13 protein-coding genes and 3 pseudogenes are annotated in these 16,841 nt (G+C 60.5%); 8 read left to right on the top strand and 8 right to left on the bottom strand.

Features of this window, described 5'->3' with window-relative positions; translation table 11 throughout:
* The 3 genes and pseudogenes from GBC55_RS28125 to GBC55_RS28115 form a co-directional block, all read left to right on the top strand.
* Nucleotides 1–68 (top strand): annotated as a pseudogene (locus GBC55_RS28125) (hypothetical protein); the annotation flags it as partial.
* A gap of 20 nt (nucleotides 69–88) precedes the next feature.
* Nucleotides 89–529: pseudogene (locus GBC55_RS28120) on the top strand (anti-sigma factor); the annotation flags it as partial.
* A 150-nt stretch (nucleotides 530–679) separates the two neighbouring features.
* Entirely contained in the window at nucleotides 680–1,081 is a 402-nt protein-coding gene (locus GBC55_RS28115; RefSeq protein WP_162440852.1) for a hypothetical protein, read from the top strand.
* A gap of 97 nt (nucleotides 1,082–1,178) precedes the next feature.
* Here GBC55_RS28115 and GBC55_RS28110 read toward each other — a convergent pair whose 3' ends face one another.
* Nucleotides 1,179–2,270, bottom strand: coding sequence for a DUF1615 domain-containing protein (locus tag GBC55_RS28110; RefSeq protein ID WP_162440851.1), 1,092 nt, complete (start codon nucleotides 2,268–2,270; stop codon nucleotides 1,179–1,181).
* A 314-nt stretch (nucleotides 2,271–2,584) separates the two neighbouring features.
* On the opposite strand from GBC55_RS28110, the gene GBC55_RS28105 reads away from it, so the two are divergent.
* Nucleotides 2,585–4,789 (top strand): TonB-dependent siderophore receptor, encoded by a 2,205-nt coding sequence (locus GBC55_RS28105; RefSeq protein WP_162440850.1) that lies wholly within the window; start codon nucleotides 2,585–2,587, stop codon nucleotides 4,787–4,789.
* A gap of 128 nt (nucleotides 4,790–4,917) precedes the next feature.
* Entirely contained in the window at nucleotides 4,918–6,453 is a 1,536-nt protein-coding gene (locus GBC55_RS28100; RefSeq protein WP_162440849.1) for an FAD-dependent oxidoreductase, read from the top strand.
* A gap of 464 nt (nucleotides 6,454–6,917) precedes the next feature.
* Here GBC55_RS28100 and hemB read toward each other — a convergent pair whose 3' ends face one another.
* The 3 genes from hemB to GBC55_RS28085 form a co-directional block, all read right to left on the bottom strand.
* Complete coding sequence (gene hemB, locus GBC55_RS28095; RefSeq protein ID WP_162440848.1) at nucleotides 6,918–7,892, bottom strand: porphobilinogen synthase; 975 nt, start codon at nucleotides 7,890–7,892, stop codon at nucleotides 6,918–6,920.
* 254 nt (nucleotides 7,893–8,146) lie between these two features.
* Nucleotides 8,147–8,989 carry a PhzF family phenazine biosynthesis protein gene (locus GBC55_RS28090; RefSeq protein ID WP_162440847.1) on the bottom strand — a complete coding sequence of 281 codons (843 nt, stop codon included), beginning with the start codon at nucleotides 8,987–8,989 and terminating at the stop codon, nucleotides 8,147–8,149.
* 30 nt (nucleotides 8,990–9,019) lie between these two features.
* A complete protein-coding gene (locus GBC55_RS28085) occupies nucleotides 9,020–9,727 on the bottom strand; it encodes a glutathione binding-like protein (protein ID WP_162440846.1) in 708 nt (235 codons plus the stop codon).
* 352 nt (nucleotides 9,728–10,079) lie between these two features.
* Here GBC55_RS28085 and GBC55_RS28080 point away from each other — a divergent pair, with 352 nt between their 5' ends.
* Both GBC55_RS28080 and GBC55_RS28075 read left to right on the top strand, forming a co-directional pair.
* Nucleotides 10,080–10,754 (top strand): histidine phosphatase family protein, encoded by a 675-nt coding sequence (locus GBC55_RS28080; RefSeq protein ID WP_162440845.1) that lies wholly within the window; start codon nucleotides 10,080–10,082, stop codon nucleotides 10,752–10,754.
* A gap of 153 nt (nucleotides 10,755–10,907) precedes the next feature.
* Nucleotides 10,908–11,963 (top strand): permease, encoded by a 1,056-nt coding sequence (locus tag GBC55_RS28075; RefSeq protein ID WP_162440844.1) that lies wholly within the window; start codon nucleotides 10,908–10,910, stop codon nucleotides 11,961–11,963.
* Nucleotides 11,964–12,101: 138 nt separating this feature from the next.
* Here GBC55_RS28075 and mnmH read toward each other — a convergent pair whose 3' ends face one another.
* Both mnmH and selD read right to left on the bottom strand, forming a co-directional pair.
* Entirely contained in the window at nucleotides 12,102–13,205 is a 1,104-nt protein-coding gene (gene mnmH, locus GBC55_RS28070) for a tRNA 2-selenouridine(34) synthase MnmH (protein WP_162440843.1), read from the bottom strand.
* Nucleotides 13,205–14,239, bottom strand: a complete 1,035-nt coding sequence (selD, locus tag GBC55_RS28065; RefSeq protein WP_162440842.1) for a selenide, water dikinase SelD — start codon at nucleotides 14,237–14,239, stop codon at nucleotides 13,205–13,207. Before selD ends, mnmH begins: the two co-directional genes overlap by 1 nt.
* A gap of 248 nt (nucleotides 14,240–14,487) precedes the next feature.
* Between selD and GBC55_RS28060 the strand changes: the two genes are divergently transcribed.
* A complete protein-coding gene (locus GBC55_RS28060; protein WP_162440841.1) occupies nucleotides 14,488–15,444 on the top strand; it encodes a nucleoside-specific channel-forming protein Tsx in 957 nt (318 codons plus the stop codon).
* 831 nt (nucleotides 15,445–16,275) lie between these two features.
* Here the strand turns inward: GBC55_RS28060 and GBC55_RS29850 are convergent.
* Nucleotides 16,276–16,725, bottom strand: a pseudogene (locus tag GBC55_RS29850) (zinc-binding alcohol dehydrogenase family protein); the annotation flags it as partial.
* On the bottom strand, nucleotides 16,635–16,832 hold the full coding sequence (locus tag GBC55_RS28050) for an MATE family efflux transporter (protein ID WP_281508190.1): 198 nt from the start codon (nucleotides 16,830–16,832) through the stop codon (nucleotides 16,635–16,637). The pseudogene GBC55_RS29850 and the gene GBC55_RS28050, both read right to left, overlap by 91 nt.
* Nucleotides 16,833–16,841: the final 9 nt, after the last annotated feature.

The raw sequence follows: 16,841 nt of genomic DNA, 5'->3' as shown, positions 1-16,841 counted from the left end.
CTGCCGAGTTGCAGACCAGTAACGTCAGCGTGCACCGCGCCATCCATTCCCTTGAAAGCGCCCTCCGCTGCCAGTGGCGCAATCCCCCTCCTGGTGGAACCTGCTGCCCTTGTGGCGCGCACTGGCCGGCGCCGGGCTGACGGCCACGTTACTGCTCGGGGCGTTGCTGCTGACGCAGACCACCGTCAAACCGACGTATCTGGTGGTGCTGGTGGGCCCTCAGGACAAGGCACCTGGCTGGGTGATCCAGGCCAGCAACCCGAGGGAAATCCAGCTGATCCCGCTGGGCGTAGTGGAAGTTCCGGCCGACAAGGCGCTGGAGTTCTGGACCAAGGCCGAGGGCTGGCAAGGGCCGGTGTCGCTGGGGCTGGTCAAGCCGGGGCAGACGTTGTCGGTGCCGCTGGACAAACTGCCGCCGCTGGTTCCCGACCAGCTGTTCGAACTGACACTGGAAAACCCCACTGGCTCGCCGATCGGCAAACCCACCGGGCCGATCCAATTCATCGGGCGAGCAGTGAAGGTGATCTGACCGCGATCGAATCATCACGACCGAATGAGGTACGGCGCGCGACCTATCATTGCCATTGATATCCACCATCATGGCAATGAAGTTCTCATAAAAAATCCACGGCGTAACATCAGCTCCATACCAACCAATAACACCCCGGAGCACACTCTCATGAAACGCCAACTCTTCCTCAGCATCGCTTTCTCGGTTTTCGCAGTTAACGCTTTCGCCGCTACTTCTGCTCACCAGACTGTCGCTGAAGGCGGCTCGGATCGTCTGATTGAAAGTCGTGTGGCTGAAGGTGGTTCCGATCGCCTGATCGATCGCCGCGTCGCTGAAGGTGGTGCCGACCGCCTGATCGATCGCCGCGTAGCCGAAGGTGGCTCCGACCGTTTGCTGGAACGCCGTGTGGCCGAAGGTGGTTCCGATCGTTTGCTGGAACGCCGCGTTGCCGAAGGTGGTTCCGATCGTCTGATCGAACGCCGCGTCGCCGAAGGTGGTTCAGATCGTTTACTGGAACGTCGCGTTGCCGAAGGTGGTTCCGATCGTCTGATCCAGAATCGCACCGTATGATCGAAGCAATACACAGCACTCTTCGACGAAGAACCCGGCCTCAACCGCCGGGTTTTTTTATGTCGGTAGTTTGTGTGCATCAAAGATCTTTTGATCTTCAACGCGCCCGCGCCATGCACCGCTGATAACGCTCATCGACTCGCTTGGCGAACCACGCCGTGGTGAGTTTGCGGGTGATCTTCGGACTCTGCAGCACGATCCCCGGCAACACCGCACGGGGCAGCGACCGGCCTTCGGCTTGCTCGGCCAACTCGAATACCCGCTCATAGAGTGTTGTTTCCTCGAATTCGAGGCTCTTTCCCTTTTCCAATTGATCCCTGATCGTCGGGTTGCGCATATCCAGTCGCTTCCCGAGGGTGCGCACCGCCAATTCAGTGGTGCCAGGCATGATCGAGTCATAGCGGACCAGATCCCCATCCAGCGCCAGGGGAATACCCGAAGCACGGCTCACCGCGTTCTGGAACGCCGCATTGCGGCTGGCGTACCAACCGGCATTGAAGTCGGCAAAACGATACAGCGGCTGCTGATAGCTCACCGGATAGCCGAGCAGGTGGGCAATCCCGAAATACATTCCCCCACGTCGGCTGAACACTTCACGCCGAATCGAGCCCTCCACCGGGTACGGATAATTGCGCGCCTGCTGCTCGGCGAATTCGATGCTGACTTGCATCGGTCCACCGGTGTGCACCGGGTTGAAACCACCGAACAGCGTCCGCCCCATAGGCACCATGCCGATGAAATCATCGAAAATCGCACCGAGCTCCTTCTCGCTGCGCGCAGCATTGAGACGGTCGCTGTAGCTTTTGCCGTTGGGTGAGCGCACCTGCAGCGCGCCGCTGATCAAAAGGCCGGGAATATGGGCTTTGGCCGCACGGCGGTCGATCTCGTCACGGGCAATCTTGCCCAAGCCGGGGACCGGTGGGTCGACCTGGAAGGTAGATTCCTGCTCGGTGACGGCGAGCACCGAACATAGGTTTTGCGTGGTCGCAGGGATGGCCTGGGCTGCAAATGCCGCATAAATATCCGTGGCCCAGCCCTGGCGGTCGACCGTCCTGGCCGGCAGCAAGCGCATCAGTTCCGCCTTGACCTCATTGGGGGTCCGCGCAGGCGGTTCCTGGGTGCGCTGGGTGCCGCATCCGGCCAGTACCAGCAGCGCCGCGACGCTCGTGATCAATCGATTGGCTTGCATGGAGCTCCATCAAATCCTTAGAGACGGGTTAACCATACGACCAATGGCATGGCGCAAGCTATGACCCTCACCACCCTCCACTGTTCCCTGTAGCAGCCGTCGAGCCTGCTACACAGATGCGTTACATCCTCACGGGCTCCATCGCTACAGAAAGCTCACAACCCCGCAGAAGATTATCTACACACCGTAATAACAAACCCATTGCAAGACGTTACTGAGAAAATCTATCATTCGCGCCTGGAGTCGCATTTGCGCAAGGAGTTCCCGCGCCGTCAATTTTTACCTCATCGGCGACGCACCGCCTGGAACGAAACATGACCTCTCCAACCCGACTCGGCGCGCCTTTGCGACCGACGCTTATTGCTCTGTTTTGCTCCCTTTCCATCACCGCCTACGCCGCTGAACCCGCCGAAAACAACGGCAAGGCGTTGGTACTGGACGACGTCAACGTCAACGCTCAAGCCCCGTCGCCTTCCGCCCTGCCCCCGGTATTTGCCGGTGGTCAGGTGGCGCGTGGTGGACAACTCGGTGTGTTGGGTAATCAGGACATCATGGACGTACCGTTCAGTGTGTCGTCGTACACCGAACAACTGATCCAGGATCAGCAGGCCGAAGACGTGGCCGACGTGCTGTTGAACGACGCCTCAGTGCGTCAGGCCAGCGGATTTGCCAACCAGTCGCAGATTTTCATGATCCGTGGCTTACCACTTACCGGTGACGACATTTCCTACAACGGCCTGTACGGCGTGCTGCCCCGGCAGATCATCTCCACCGATGCACTGGAACGTGTGGAGGTCTTCAAAGGCCCGAACGCGTTCATCAACGGCGTGACGCCGACGGGTTCGGGCATTGGCGGGGGTGTCAACTTGCAACCCAAACGCGCCAGCGATGTGCCGTTGCGTCGATTCACCACCGACATCAATGACGAAGGCCGGATCGGCCAGCATCTGGACCTCGGCCAACGGTTCGGCGAGGACAACCGTTTCGGCGCACGGGTCAACCTGGCTCAGCGCGAAGGTGACACCGGCATCGATCACGAAAACCAGCGCGCCAAGCTGTTCGCCATCGGCCTGGACTACCGCGGTGACGCCCTGCGTGTTTCTGGCGACTTCGCCTACCAGAAACAAAGGGTCAATGGTGGCCGCAACTCGGTGAACCTCGGCAACACCACACACATTCCGGACGCGCCTTCTGCCGACACCAACTACGCGCAGAAGTGGGGTTTCACCGAAATCGAAGACACCTTCGGCATGCTGCGCGCCGAATACGACCTGAACGACAACTGGACCGCCTATGCCGCTGGCGGTGCCAAGCACACCCGCGAAGTCGGACGCTACAACTCCACCACCCTGGTCGGCAACGACGGCAGCTCCTTTACCACCGGCTCGTTCATCCCGCACGACGAGGACAACAAAAGCGTCATGGGCGGCCTTAATGGCCGATTTGACACGGGCCCGGTCAGCCACAAGCTCAACTTCGGCCTCGCTGGCATCTGGACCGAGCAGCGCAGTGCCTATGATTTCGACCTGCGCCGAAACCCCAACAACATCTATCACCCGGTCGAAACGCCGTCGCCGGTTGGCAATTTTTCCGCTGGCGACCTCAACGATCCGGGCATCACCGGCAAAACCTTCGTGCGCAGCGGCGCCGCCTCCGACACCCTGGGCTTCTTCGATGATCGCCTGCTGGTGACCGTCGGCGTGCGTCGTCAGCAGTTGGTGGTCCAGGGCTTCGCCTACGGCAGCGGCACGCGAACCTCCAAGTACGACGAGTCGATCACCACGCCGGTCTACGGCATCGTGTTCAAACCGTGGGAACACGTGTCCTTCTACGCCAACCGAATCGAAGGCCTGGCCGAAGGTCCGACCTCTCCCGTTACCTCCGGCAACCTGATCGTCACCAATGGCAATCAGGCGTTCGCGCCGGCTCGCTCGAAACAGATCGAAGCCGGGGTCAAAGTCGACATGGGCACCTACGGCGCCAGCCTCGGTGTGTACCGCATCGAACAACCGGGAGACGGTTATTCCGTTGCGACCAGCGCGACCACGGCGGAATTTATTCGTGAAGGCAAACAGATCAACAAAGGCGTCGAGCTGAACGTCTTCGGCGAGCCTATCGAAGGCCTGCGCCTGATCAGCGGGCTGACCTTGATGGACACCGAACTGAAAGACACCCAGAACGGCGCAAACGATGGTAATCGCGCTATCGGCGTGCCGAACTTTCAGTTCAATGCCGGTGTGGATTGGGACGTGCCGGGCCTGCAAGGTGTAGCGCTGAATGCGCGGATGTTGCGCACTGGCGGCCAATATGCCGATGCGGCGAACAACCTCAGCCTGCCGACCTGGAACCGCTTCGATGCCGGTGCGCGGTATGGCTTCAAAGTGGAGCAGAAAGACGTGACCCTGCGTTTCGGAATCGAAAACCTGGCAAACGAGAAATACTGGGAATCGGCCCAGGGCGGCTACCTGACCCAGGGCGAGCCACGGGTCGCGAAGTTGTCGGGCACCATCGACTTCTGATCCCCCGACGCCTCAAAAAAAGGCCCCGCAGCGTCACCGTTGCGGGGCCTTTTTCCGTCTGGCGGCGCGTCTGGACTCACCCTCGAACTGGACCATACTAGAGCTCACACTCTAAAGAGGGCGGGCTCATGAACCGAAGCGACGTGCTGATCGTCGGCGCTGGACCGACCGGTTTGGTCCTGGCGCTGTGGTTGAGCAAACTGGGCGTGCGCGTGCGGATCATCGACAGAACGTCGGCACCCGGCACGACTTCCCGAGCGCTGGCGGTGCAGGCTCGTACGCTGGAGCTGTACCGCCAACTCGATCTCGCCGACGCCGTGGTGCAGAACGGCCATCGTGTCGCGGCGGCTAATTTCTGGGTCAAGGGCGGACCGGTCGCGCGCCTGCCCCTGACCCGTATTGGCGAAGGCCTGACGCCCTACTCGTTCCTGAAAATATTTCCTCAGGATCAACACGAGCGCCTGCTTATCGACCGCCTGCAAACGTTCGGTATTGAAGTCGAGCGCGATACCGAACTGGAAAGCTTCGAGGAAACCGGTGACGGCATCAGCGCCAGGTTGCGCCGGCCCGATGGCCAGCAGGAAACCTGTCAGGCCTGTTACCTGGCCGGTTGCGACGGGGCCAAATCGATCGTGCGCAAGACCCTGGACACCGGTTTTCCAGGGGGGACCTACCAGCAGATTTTCTACGTCGCGGATGTGCAGGCCAGTGGCGAGGCCATCAACGGCGAGCTGCACGTGGACCTGGATGAAGCGGACTTCCTCTCCGTGTTTCCCATGGCGGCAGAAGGCCGCGCCCGGTTGATCGGCACGGTTCGAGATGAGCGTGCCGAGCATCCGGAGAACCTGCGGTTCGAGGACGTCAGCAGTCACGCGATCAATAATATGAAGGTGCAAATCGATCAGGTGAACTGGTTTTCCACCTACCGCGTGCATCACCGCGTGGCGGACCACTTCCGCACCGGGCGTGCGTTCCTGCTGGGGGACGCGGCCCATGTCCACAGCCCCGCAGGCGGTCAGGGCATGAACACCGGGATCGGCGACGCCATCAACCTGGCCTGGAAACTCGCTGCAGTCTTGAGCGGCGCCGCCGAGGCCCGGCTGCTCGACAGCTACGAACCCGAACGTATCGCGTTTGCCCGCAAACTGGTGGCCACCACGGACCGGGTGTTCAGCTTCGCCACCGCCCAAGGCCCCTTGGCCGACCTGTTGCGTACGCGTCTGGCCCCGTTCGTGATCCCGAAAATGGCCTCGTTCGAGACCTCCCGCGAGTTTTTGTTTCGCACGGTCTCGCAGATCACCGTCAATTATCGCGGGATGCCACTCAGCACCGGCGTTGCCGGGCACGTGCATGGTGGGGATCGATTGCCCTGGGCTCACGATGGCGAAGGCGACAACTTCGAATCGCTCAAGCAACCGGTCTGGCAGGTGCATGTGTATGGCGACACCAGCGACGAAATGATCGCCTGGTGCACGGAACACCATCTGCCGCTGCAGGTATTTGACTGGCGCCCGGCGTTCGAAACCGCGGGCCTGGGGCGTAACGGGTTTTACCTGTTACGGCCGGACACCTACGTGGCGATTGCCGAAACGTGCTCCGATCCGAAAGTGATCGAACGGTACTTCCAGGAACACGGGATCCGGCCTTTCTTTGGTGTTGCCTGATTCGATGCAAGCCAAAAAAGTGGGATAACTTGCCCGCGATGGTCGGTGGAAATCACCCATTCTGTGCCAGACGAAGAGTTATTGTGGGAGCCGAGCTTGCTCGCGATGGCGGCGGCACATCCAGCATCTCTGCCGCCTGACACGGCCCCATCGCGAGCAAGCTCGGCTCCCACAGGTTATGGGTGATGCACAGGAATTTGCGCCCGACAAAGGTCAAAATGTGGGAGCCGGGCTTGCCCGCGATGGCTGCGGTACATCCAGCATCTGTACCGACTGACCTGGCCTCATCGCGAGCAAGCTCGGCTCCCACAGGTTACGGGTGATGCAAAGGAATTTGCGCCCGACAAAGATCAAAATGTGGGAGCTGGGCTTGCCCGCGATGGCTTTGGCACATCCAGCATCGGTGCCGACTGACACGGCCCCATCGCGAGCAAGCCCGCTCCCACAGGGGTCATGCGGTGGCTTTAGATCCCGGCCAGCGCCAGGTCCATCGCAAAGTAGGTGAAGATCAGATCCGCGCCCGCGCGTTTGATCGCCCCAAGGCTTTCGCGGACTACCCGATCCTCATCGATCGCACCGGCCTGAGCGCCGAATTTGATCATCGCGTATTCACCGCTGACCTGATACGCCGCCAACGGCAGACGGGACACTTCACGAATGTCGCGGATGATGTCCAGGTAGGCGCCCGCCGGTTTGACCATCAGCGCGTCGGCGCCTTCCTGCTCGTCCATCAATGATTCACGTACCGCTTCGCGGCGGTTCATCGGGTTCATCTGGTAGCTTTTGCGGTCGCCCTTGAGCGCGCTGCCGCCAGCTTCACGGAACGGACCGTAGAGCGCGGAAGCGAATTTGGTCGAGTAAGCCATGATAGGAATCTGGGTGAAACCAGCCTCATCCAGCGCCCGACGAATCGCCCGGACCTGGCCGTCCATTGCCGCCGACGGGGCAATGACATCGGCTCCGGCGTGGGCTGCTGCCACGGCCTGGCGACCCAGGTTGATCAAGGTCTGATCGTTGTCGACTTCATGGTGGTGCATCACACCGCAGTGGCCATGATCGGTGTATTCGCAGAAGCAGGTGTCCGACATCACGATCATGTCCGGCACAGCATCCTTGGCAATGCGCGACATGCGCGAGACCAGGCCATCCTCTCTCCAGGTGTCACTGCCGGTGCTGTCCAGGTGGTGGGACACGCCGAAGGTCATCACCGACTTGATACCGGCACGGGCGTAACGCTCGATCTCGCCAGCCAGTTTCGACTCGGGGATACGCATCACGCCGGGCATGCTCTTGATCGGCACAAAGTCGTCAATTTCTTCTTCGACGAAGATCGGCAGCACCAGATCGCTCAAGCTGAATTCGGTTTCCTGGAACAGGCTGCGCAGGCTCGCATTGCGGCGCAGACGGCGTGGACGTGCTTCGGGGAACTGGCTGGACATGGGGGTTCCTGAAAATCGATGAACAAGACGAAAGTCGCAGGGGGCGAAAGCTTATGCCTTCTGCGGCGCCCTGCACAAACGCCGGATGACGAAGAGTCCGTTGCCGGACTGACAATAATCGCGGCCTGCCCAACCAGAGCAAGGGGTGCAGCGAGTGGTCGCGACCAAAGCGCGCAGGTTCGATTTGCACCGTCATTAGCGGCTTCACCCTATTGCAGGCGCGGTCAGTGTTCACTCAACCGCGCCCGTCAGCGTCACAGGTTCAGGGTGCCACTGATGCAGGTCACCACCGCGCCGCCGATCCAGATCTCGTCGCCCAGTTGTTCGACCTGGATTCGCCCGGCGCGGCCCATGGTCAACCCCTGGCTGACCACGTAGGACGACGGCGCCAACCCTTCCTTGAGCAACCATTGGGCAACACCGGCGTTCAGGCTGCCGGTGGCTGGATCTTCGGGCATGCCGTCGCCGCTGATGAACGCCCGCACCTCGAAGTGCGCATCATCGCCATCCCGCTCAGGGTTCCAGGGCGCAATCACACCGACCGCCAGGCCAAGCATTTGCCCATGATCCGGCTTCAGGTCCAGCACCTGCTGGCGATTGTCGAGCATCACCGCCAGCCAGCCGGCCCCGTTATCGACCCACTGGGCCCGAACAATCGCGCCCTGCTCAAGTCCCAGCCCCAGTCGCACCCGCTCCACCAGGTCGGCCTCCACCGGCCCGGTCCGGAGCAGGGGCGGTGCAAGAAAAGCCAGCTCCGCGCCTTGGCGACGGACCCGCACCAACCCGACGCCACACTCCTGAATAATCTCTTCTCCCTTGGGCACGCCACCCGCTTCGAGCCAGGCGTGACACGTCCCCAAGGTCGGATGACCGGCAAACGGCAACTCCTTTGCGGTGGTGAAAATCCTGACCCGGTAATCGGCCCGAGGGTCTTGTGGTTCGAGGATGAACGTCGTTTCACTGAGGTTGGTCCAGGTCGCAAACGCCGCCATACGCTCATCGCTGAGTTCATCGGCCGCGAACACCACGGCCAATGGATTGCCCTTGAGCGCGACGCGGCTGAATACGTCTACCTGTTTGAAATCGAATGAATGCATGGGTCTTCCCTGAGTGTGAGATGGATGGACTTAAATCGCCGACTTCGGAATTTCCAGCCCGCGCATCACCGCCGGGCGTGCCAGAAAACGCTCCAGGACTCGCGTGACGTTCTTGAAGTCGTTGATGCCCACCAGATCGCCCGCTTCATAGAAGCCGATCAGATTGCGTATCCAGGGAAACGTGGCGATGTCGGCGATGGTGTAGCGCTCGCCCATGATCCAGTCCCGCCCTTCCAGCCGACCATCGAGCACGTTCAGCAGGCGCTTGCTTTCTTCGACGTAGCGTCCCAGTGGACGTTTGTCCTCGTAGTCCTTGCCGCCAAATTTATTGAAAAAGCCGACCTGGCCAAACATCGGACCGATGCCGCCCATCTGAAACATCAACCATTGGATCGTCTCGTAACGCGCGGCCGATTCCTGGGCCAGCAACTGCCCGCTTTTGTCAGCGAGGTAGATCAGAATCGCCCCGGACTCGAACAGCGCCAACGGTTGATCCCCCGGACCGTGAGGATCAAGGATCGCCGGAATCTTGTTGCTGGGGTTCAGCGACAAAAACTCGGGGGACAACTGGTCGTTCGTGTCGAAACCCACACGATGGGGTTCATAGGGCAGCCCGATCTCTTCGAGCATGATCGACACCTTGACGCCGTTGGGGGTCGGCAAGGAGTACAGCTGGAGCCACTCCGGGTACTGGGCAGGCCACTTTTGCGTGATGGGGAACGCGGACAGATCGGTCATGAGGGTATCCACCGGGAAATGTACGCCGATCATAATCCACGGGATCCAAAGGCGTTATCAATGTCGCTGATTATCAAGATCGAACAATTGACGCTTTCGACATCGCCATAACCTGTAGGGTGGCCATAATTTCGCAACATCCTGTCGATAACCTTCGCTGCAACCCATGAAAGGTTATCGATACATTGCTGCGCCCCCGGCCGGTATCGAACCAAATGGGCCTCAGAGGACTCTGAGGATTGCCCTTTCGGAAACGGACCGGCTTATCGACATGGAAATCACCCGACGCTGGACGCTCGCGGTGTAAAGGTTTGTCAGCCTTAACCGAATGCGCTGAAGAACCCTTTATTCGATGAAGAACCTTTCGAAATTTGCCACTCGTTTCAAGCATCGCGCCTACCTGTTCCTGCCCGCATTGCTGGCCACCAGCGCGGTGTTCCTGTCGCTGGAATCCAGCGAGAGCCGTGCCCAGCCGGCTGACGGCACCCAGACCCTGGTATTCCTGCGCCACGCGGAAAAACCTGAAGGCGGTCTCGGCCAGCTGAACTGCCAGGGCTTGAACCGCGCCATCGACCTGGCCACCTTGCTGCCGGAAAAATTCGGCAAGGCCAACTACGTGTTTGCCGCCAACCCGACGCGCAATGTCGAAGAAGGCGAGCTGGATAACTCCTACAGTTATATTCGTCCACTGATGACCATCAGCCCCAGCGCGATCAAGCTCGGGTTGCCGGTGAACATCAACTTTTCGGCCAATGACACCAGCGACCTGGCCGATGAACTGCTTCACGACAAGTATCACAACTCGGTCATCTATACCGCCTGGTCCCACGGCTACCTGCCGGAGCTGATCAACACGGTCGCGGGCGAAGCCGTTGGCAAGAAACAGACGATCACAGAAGACTGGGAGTCCAGCGATTACGATTCGCTGTTCGTCCTGACGCTGACCTGGCACAACGGCAAGGCGAGCGTCGCGAGCCACAGTTACAAGCAAGGTCTGGATAACGGTGCCGAGACCTGCCCGACATAACGTGGGGATTTGGGGCCGCTGCGCGGCCCGGCGCGAGCAGGCTCGCTCGCCGCAGAAGCTCACTGAACCCGACTGATCATCATTGGCCACACTCCGCGAAAGGCAAGGTCTGGGCTATCATCCGTCCATCGTCCTCTCGTCCGGAACCTCACCATGTCACTGTCTTCTGTTGCCGCCCCCACTCGGGGCTGGTCGTTCTGGTGGAAACCCGCCCTCTTCGTCCTCGTCGCCTGCATCGGTCTCTATTACGTCAAATGGTCGCCCTACTACGCCAAAGCCTTCCTGGCCGCTGACAACCACAGCATCGGCGCGTCTATTCTCAACGACGCACAAACCTCCCCGCTCATCGCTGCGCTGACCTATGCCAAGGTGTATTTCCTGGCGATCTGGAAAGCCGCCGTGCTGGCCGTCATCCTCGGCTCGCTCCTGCAGGTGCTGATCCCGCGAGACTGGCTGCTGCGCCTGTTTGGCCGCGCCGGTTTTGCCTCGACCGTGCGCGGTGGCTTGTTTGCGTTGCCGGGGATGATGTGCTCGTGCTGCGCCGCTCCAGTGGCGGCGAGCATGCGGCGGTCGAATGTCTCGGTCGGCGCGGCGCTGGCCTTCTGGATCGGCAACCCGGTGCTGAACCCGGCCACGCTGGTGTTCATGGGATTCGTGCTGGGCTGGGGATTCACGGCGCTGAGACTGGTGGCGGGTATCGTGCTGGTGTTCGGTGTGTCGCTGGTTGCACAGCGGATTTCCGGCCCGGAAGTACTGCCCGAAGCGGCTGTCGAAGCGGTGTCGGCGGCCAGTGAACCGGACTCGCAACCGTTCCTGGTTCGCTGGGGCCGCACCATCTGGCAGTTGTTCTGGAGCACGATTCCGATCTACATCCTGGCGGTGTTGGTCCTGGGGGCCGTGCGGGTCTGGGTGTTCCCTCACATTGACGGCGCCATGGCCAACGGTTTGCTGTGGCTGATACCGCTGGCGATCATCGGCACCCTGTTCGTGATCCCCACGGCGGCGGAAATCCCGATCGTGCAAACCATGATGACCCTGGGGATGGGCACCGCTCCGGCGGTCGCCTTGTTGATGACCTTGCCAAGCATCAGCCTGCCGTCGCTGCTGATGCTGCGTAAGGATTTCGACGCACGGGTACTGGTGAGCGTGGCGCTGATGACCATGGGGATCGGAGTGATCACCGGGTTGATCGGCGCGGCTGTCCTTTAAAACAGGTAGCGCCTGACACGGCCCCATCGCGAGCAAGCTTTGCTTCTACAGATCAGGCACCGTCCACGCGGTAACGGTCAGGCGCAAATTCTGTGGGAGCAAAGCTTGCTCGCGATGAGGCCGGCAAAAAAAACACCCTCAATCCTGTTGTTTTTGCCGCGCTTTCAAATACTCCAGAACCGCCGCTTGCTCCCCCGCAAACTCGATCCGCCCACCCTTCTTCTCCCGCTGGAACGCATACATCGGGTCGTAATACTCGCTCAACAACCCTTCAATCCAGTCCCGGTGCAGATCCACCGCGCCACTGCGCGCCTGCTCCGCCAATGCCGCTTCCATCAATATCAACATCCGCCGATGGCGTTCTCCGCCCAGGCGTTTCTGCACATTGTTCAGGCTTTCCAGCAACCGCTCGGAAAACAGCGCAAACCCTTCATCGCCATGCACGCGGATGAACTCGGCGCATAAATCCACCACGTAATCGCGCAGGATTCGCTCGACCCGCCCTGACAGGCTGTCTTCCAGCCAGACCATCGAAAACTGCTGCATGCCCTGGAACAACGGCAATGGCAAGGCACAACTGCCGACCATGCGGCTCTCGTCTTCCAGCACGAACTGCTCGATGCCGGCGGCGCGCTTTTTCAACACGTCCACCGCCAGGCGGTTTTCGAAGTCGATGTTGGACGGCTGGCCAGTGGCACGTTTGCCGAAACTGGAGCCGCGGTGGTTGGCGTGGCCCTCAAGGTCCAGCCCGTTACGCAACTGCGTCAACACCTCGGTCTTGCCGGTGCCGGTCATGCCGCCCAGCAGGACGAAATCACACTGGGCAATCGCCTGGTCGACCGTCTCCAGCAAGAAGGTACGCATGGCCTTGTAACCGCCACCGACGCGCGGATAGTCGATGCCCGCCTCGTCCTTGAGCCATTGCTGGACGATCTGCGAACGCAGCCCGCCGCGAAAACAGTAAAGGTAGCCATCAGGATGCGCCCGGGCGAAATCGGCCCAGGCCTGGATGCGTTCGGCCTTGATGTCACCCGACACCAGTTGATGCCCCAGGATGATCGCCGATTGCTGCCCCTGCTGCTTGTAGCAAGTGCCGATGCGTTGGCGCTCGTGGTCGTTCATCAGCGGCAGATTGATTACGTCGGGGAATGAACCCTTGGCGTACTCGACCGGCGCGCGGGTGTCCATCATTGGCCGGTCGTTGAGAAAGATGTCGCGGTAATCGGTGAAGTCGGTCGACATCAGAACACCTCTACCGCGTGTGTCTGTCGCTCAACCAGCTCACCGATGGGCTCAAGGTCCAGGCCCAGTTCGGCGGCCACCGCGAGGAAACCGGCGTTGCCTTGCGGGGTGACGGCGACCAGCAGGCCACCGCTGGTTTGCGGGTCGCAAAGAACGAGCTTGTGAAGCTCCTGAAGGCGACCGAGCTTGCTCGCATAGCTGTCGAAATTACGCAGTGTGCCGCCCGGCACGCAGCCCTGTTCGAGGTAATACTCGACTCCGGGCAGTCGTGGTACGCGGTCATATTGAATGCGCGCGGTGAGTTGGCTGCCGTCGGCCATCTCCACCAGATGCCCCAACAGGCCGAAGCCGGTGACGTCCGTCATTGCGGTCACGCCGTCGAGTTTGCCGAAGCGGCTGCCGGGTTTGTTCAGGGTGCACATCCAGTCGCGGGCCAGCCCAATGTCAGCGTTGCGCAGCTTGCCCTTCTTCTCCGCGGTGGTGAGGATGCCAATGCCCAGCGGCTTGGTGAGGTACAGCTGGCACCCGGCGGTGGCAGTGTCGTTGCGTTTCATGTGGCGCTTTTCCACGAGCCCGGTGACTGCCAGGCCGAAGATCGGTTCGGGCGCATCAATGGAGTGACCGCCGGCCAGTGGAATGCCCGCTTCGTCGCAGACCGAGCGCCCGCCACGGATCACTTCACGGGCGATCTCCGGCGCCAGCACGTTGACCGGCCAGCCGAGAATCGCGATCGCCATCAACGGGTCGCCGCCCATGGCATAGATATCGCTGATGGCATTGGTGGCAGCGATACGACCGAAATCGTACGGATCATCGACAATCGGCATGAAGAAATCCGTGGTCGAGACCACCCCGCGTTCTTCATCGATGGCGTATACCGCCGCATCATCGCGCGAGGCATTGCCCACCCACAGCTTGGGATCTAGGTTCTGCGCCCCGCTGCCGGCAAGAATCACCTCCAGCACCTGGGGGGAAATCTTGCAGCCACACCCTGCACCGTGGCTGTACTGGGTTAGACGAATCGGCTCGCTCATAGGGGTGTACCTCGTGAAGTCAGGCCAATAATCCTACAGCAACATACCGTTTGATTCGTGGCCGTCAGATCAAAAGATCGCAGCCCGCGGCAGCTACAAGGGGCGAGTAATCGGCATGAATTTGATCTTCTTGAAACAATTGGTATGGCTTATGCAAACGTTTGCGAAGCGCTGATAGGCGCGCTTTCGATACATAACGGCTCAAGCCCGAAGAAACGGGCCCCGCTCCAAACGAAAAGGGACTTTTAATGCTTTGCACTTCCCGTCGCGTGACACGTTCGCGCACATTGGCTGTTTCCCTGCTGCTCGCCAGCGTTACAGGACTACTCAGCTGCAACACCTTGGCGCAACCCGCCACGCCCGAAGAATCCGCCCAGGGCGAAGCCCTCAGCCCCGAAGCCGGCCCGCCGAAAAAAGGCGCGTACCTCTCGGACTGGTTCAACCAGGACCTGACAGTCATTGGCAGCAAAGACATCAGCTTCGGCCCGCAACCGGCGGATGATATCTATCTGGAATACGAGTATTTCGGGCGCAAGGGGCCGTTCGAGTTGTACGGTTACATCGACATCCCGAAGATTTTCAACATCGGCAACAGCCACGACAAAGGCGTCTGGGACCATGGCTCGCCGGTGTTTATGGAGCACGAACCGCGGATCTCGATCGACTACCTGGCGGGCCGCAGCCTGGCCATCGGTCCGTTCAAGGAATGGTATGTGGCGTTTGACTGGATCTACGATCACGGCAGCAATAGCGCCAACCGCGCGAATACGCTGTACAGCGGGTTGGGCACGGACATCGACACGCACTCGCGGGTCAATCTGTCGGCCAACTTCTACGGTCGTTATCAGTGGGAAAACTACGGCGCCAGCAACGAGTACTCCTGGGACGGCTATCGTGCCCAACTCAAGTACATCGTTCCGATCAGCAGCTTCAGCAATGGCGCGTCGCTGACGTATATCGGCTTCACCAATTTCGACTTTGGTTCGGACCTGCACAAGGACAACCCGGCGCGAACGGCTAACGCGACGGTGGCGACCAATGTGTTGCTGTACGCCTTTACGCATCTGCGTTTTACGTTGGTGGGTCGGTATTTTCACAACGGGGGTAACTGGGAGGATGGCAGTGAGTTGAATTTCGGCGACGGCGACTTCCGTGCCCGTTCGGATGGGTGGGGGTATTACGCGGGGGTTGGGTATCAGTTCTGACTGCGGGAGTTGAGCTTGCTCGCGACGGCGGCTTGCCCGCCGACACCTTTCTCCCGGAGGCCCCAGATCAACTGTAGGAGCTGAGCTTGCTCGCGATGGCGCCCTGCCAGCCAACAACTTTCTCCCAGATGCCCCCAGATCAACCTGTAGGAGCTGAGCTTGCTCGCGATGACGGCCTGGCAGCCAACAACTTCCTCCCAGATGCCCCCAGATCAACCTGTAGGAGCTGAGCTTGCTCGCGATGGCGCCCTGGCAGCCAACAACTTCCTCCCAGATGCCCCCAGATCAACCTGTAGGAGCTGAGCTTGCTCGCGATGGCGCCCTGCCAGCCGACAACTTCCTCCCGGATGCCCCCAGATCAACCTGTAGGAGCTGAGCTTGCTCGCGATGGCGCCCTGACAGCCGACGCATCTTTCCCTGTCGCCCCCGGATCAAACTGTGGGAGCTGGCTTGCCGGCGATGGCGGCCTGACAGGCTATGAGGTTTTGATGGAGTACATATCCATTTCTGCGGTCACGGCTGCTATTGGTTTCGCTTTTACAGCGAGTCACTTGGAAGAGCGCCAAGTAACCAAACGCTCTTGCCCCTTTCGTACGGTGCCTCGCCTGGGCTCGGCATTCCCTCGCTCCGGTCCTGCTCCGTGGGCCCGCCGCGATCGGCCATCCATGGCCGTGCGCGGCTAACCCGGCATCCATGCCGGGTTGCCCACTGCGCAGAACCTGCGCTCGGCCTTCCGAGGGGGCAAGAAGATCCAAAGCAGATCCAAAGCAGATCAAAAGCAGATCAAAAGCCATCGCGAGCGAGCTTCTTTCCTGCAGATGATTTTCTAGCTCACGGCACAAAAATCACTTTGTCCGCACTTCCACGATCCACTTCCGCATACCGCTCCACACCTTCCGACAACGGCGATTCGAACAACCCTTGCGGCAACGGCAGCAAATCCTGATCGAAGAACTGGCCGAACTGGTCAAGCATGGCGGCGCAGGCCTGGACGCCGTAAAGCAGGGAGTTGATGCCTACCACCGAGCCACCTTTGCGGTACAAGCCCAACGCTGGCAACTGGACCAGCCCATCCACCGGCGCAGCGATGATTGCGATTCGTCCGAAGGTCGCCAATGCTGTCACCGAAGCCGGTAGCCAGAAGCCTGTGGTGTCGAAGATCACGTCCGCACCACCGGCATACACGGCATTCACTTGCTCGCCCAACATTTCGGGCTTGTCCAACTGCAGCGTCGAATAACCCTGCGCCTGCAATGCCTTGACCTGTTCGGGCCGACGCGCACGGTGACAGCCATGCCAAGGGAGTAGGGGATCATGAACACCAGCGAGCTGAAGTTGAGCGCGATCTGGTGCCCGGCGACGACTGTTGCGCCGAGGCTGCCGATCAACAGGGCGAT

Source organism: Pseudomonas sp. TNT3 (assembly GCF_010095445.2).
In the GTDB taxonomy this organism is placed as follows: Bacteria; Pseudomonadota; Gammaproteobacteria; order Pseudomonadales; family Pseudomonadaceae; genus Aquipseudomonas.
Note: the sequence above shows the minus strand (reverse complement) of the source record. Positions and strands in the feature narration are given on the sequence as shown.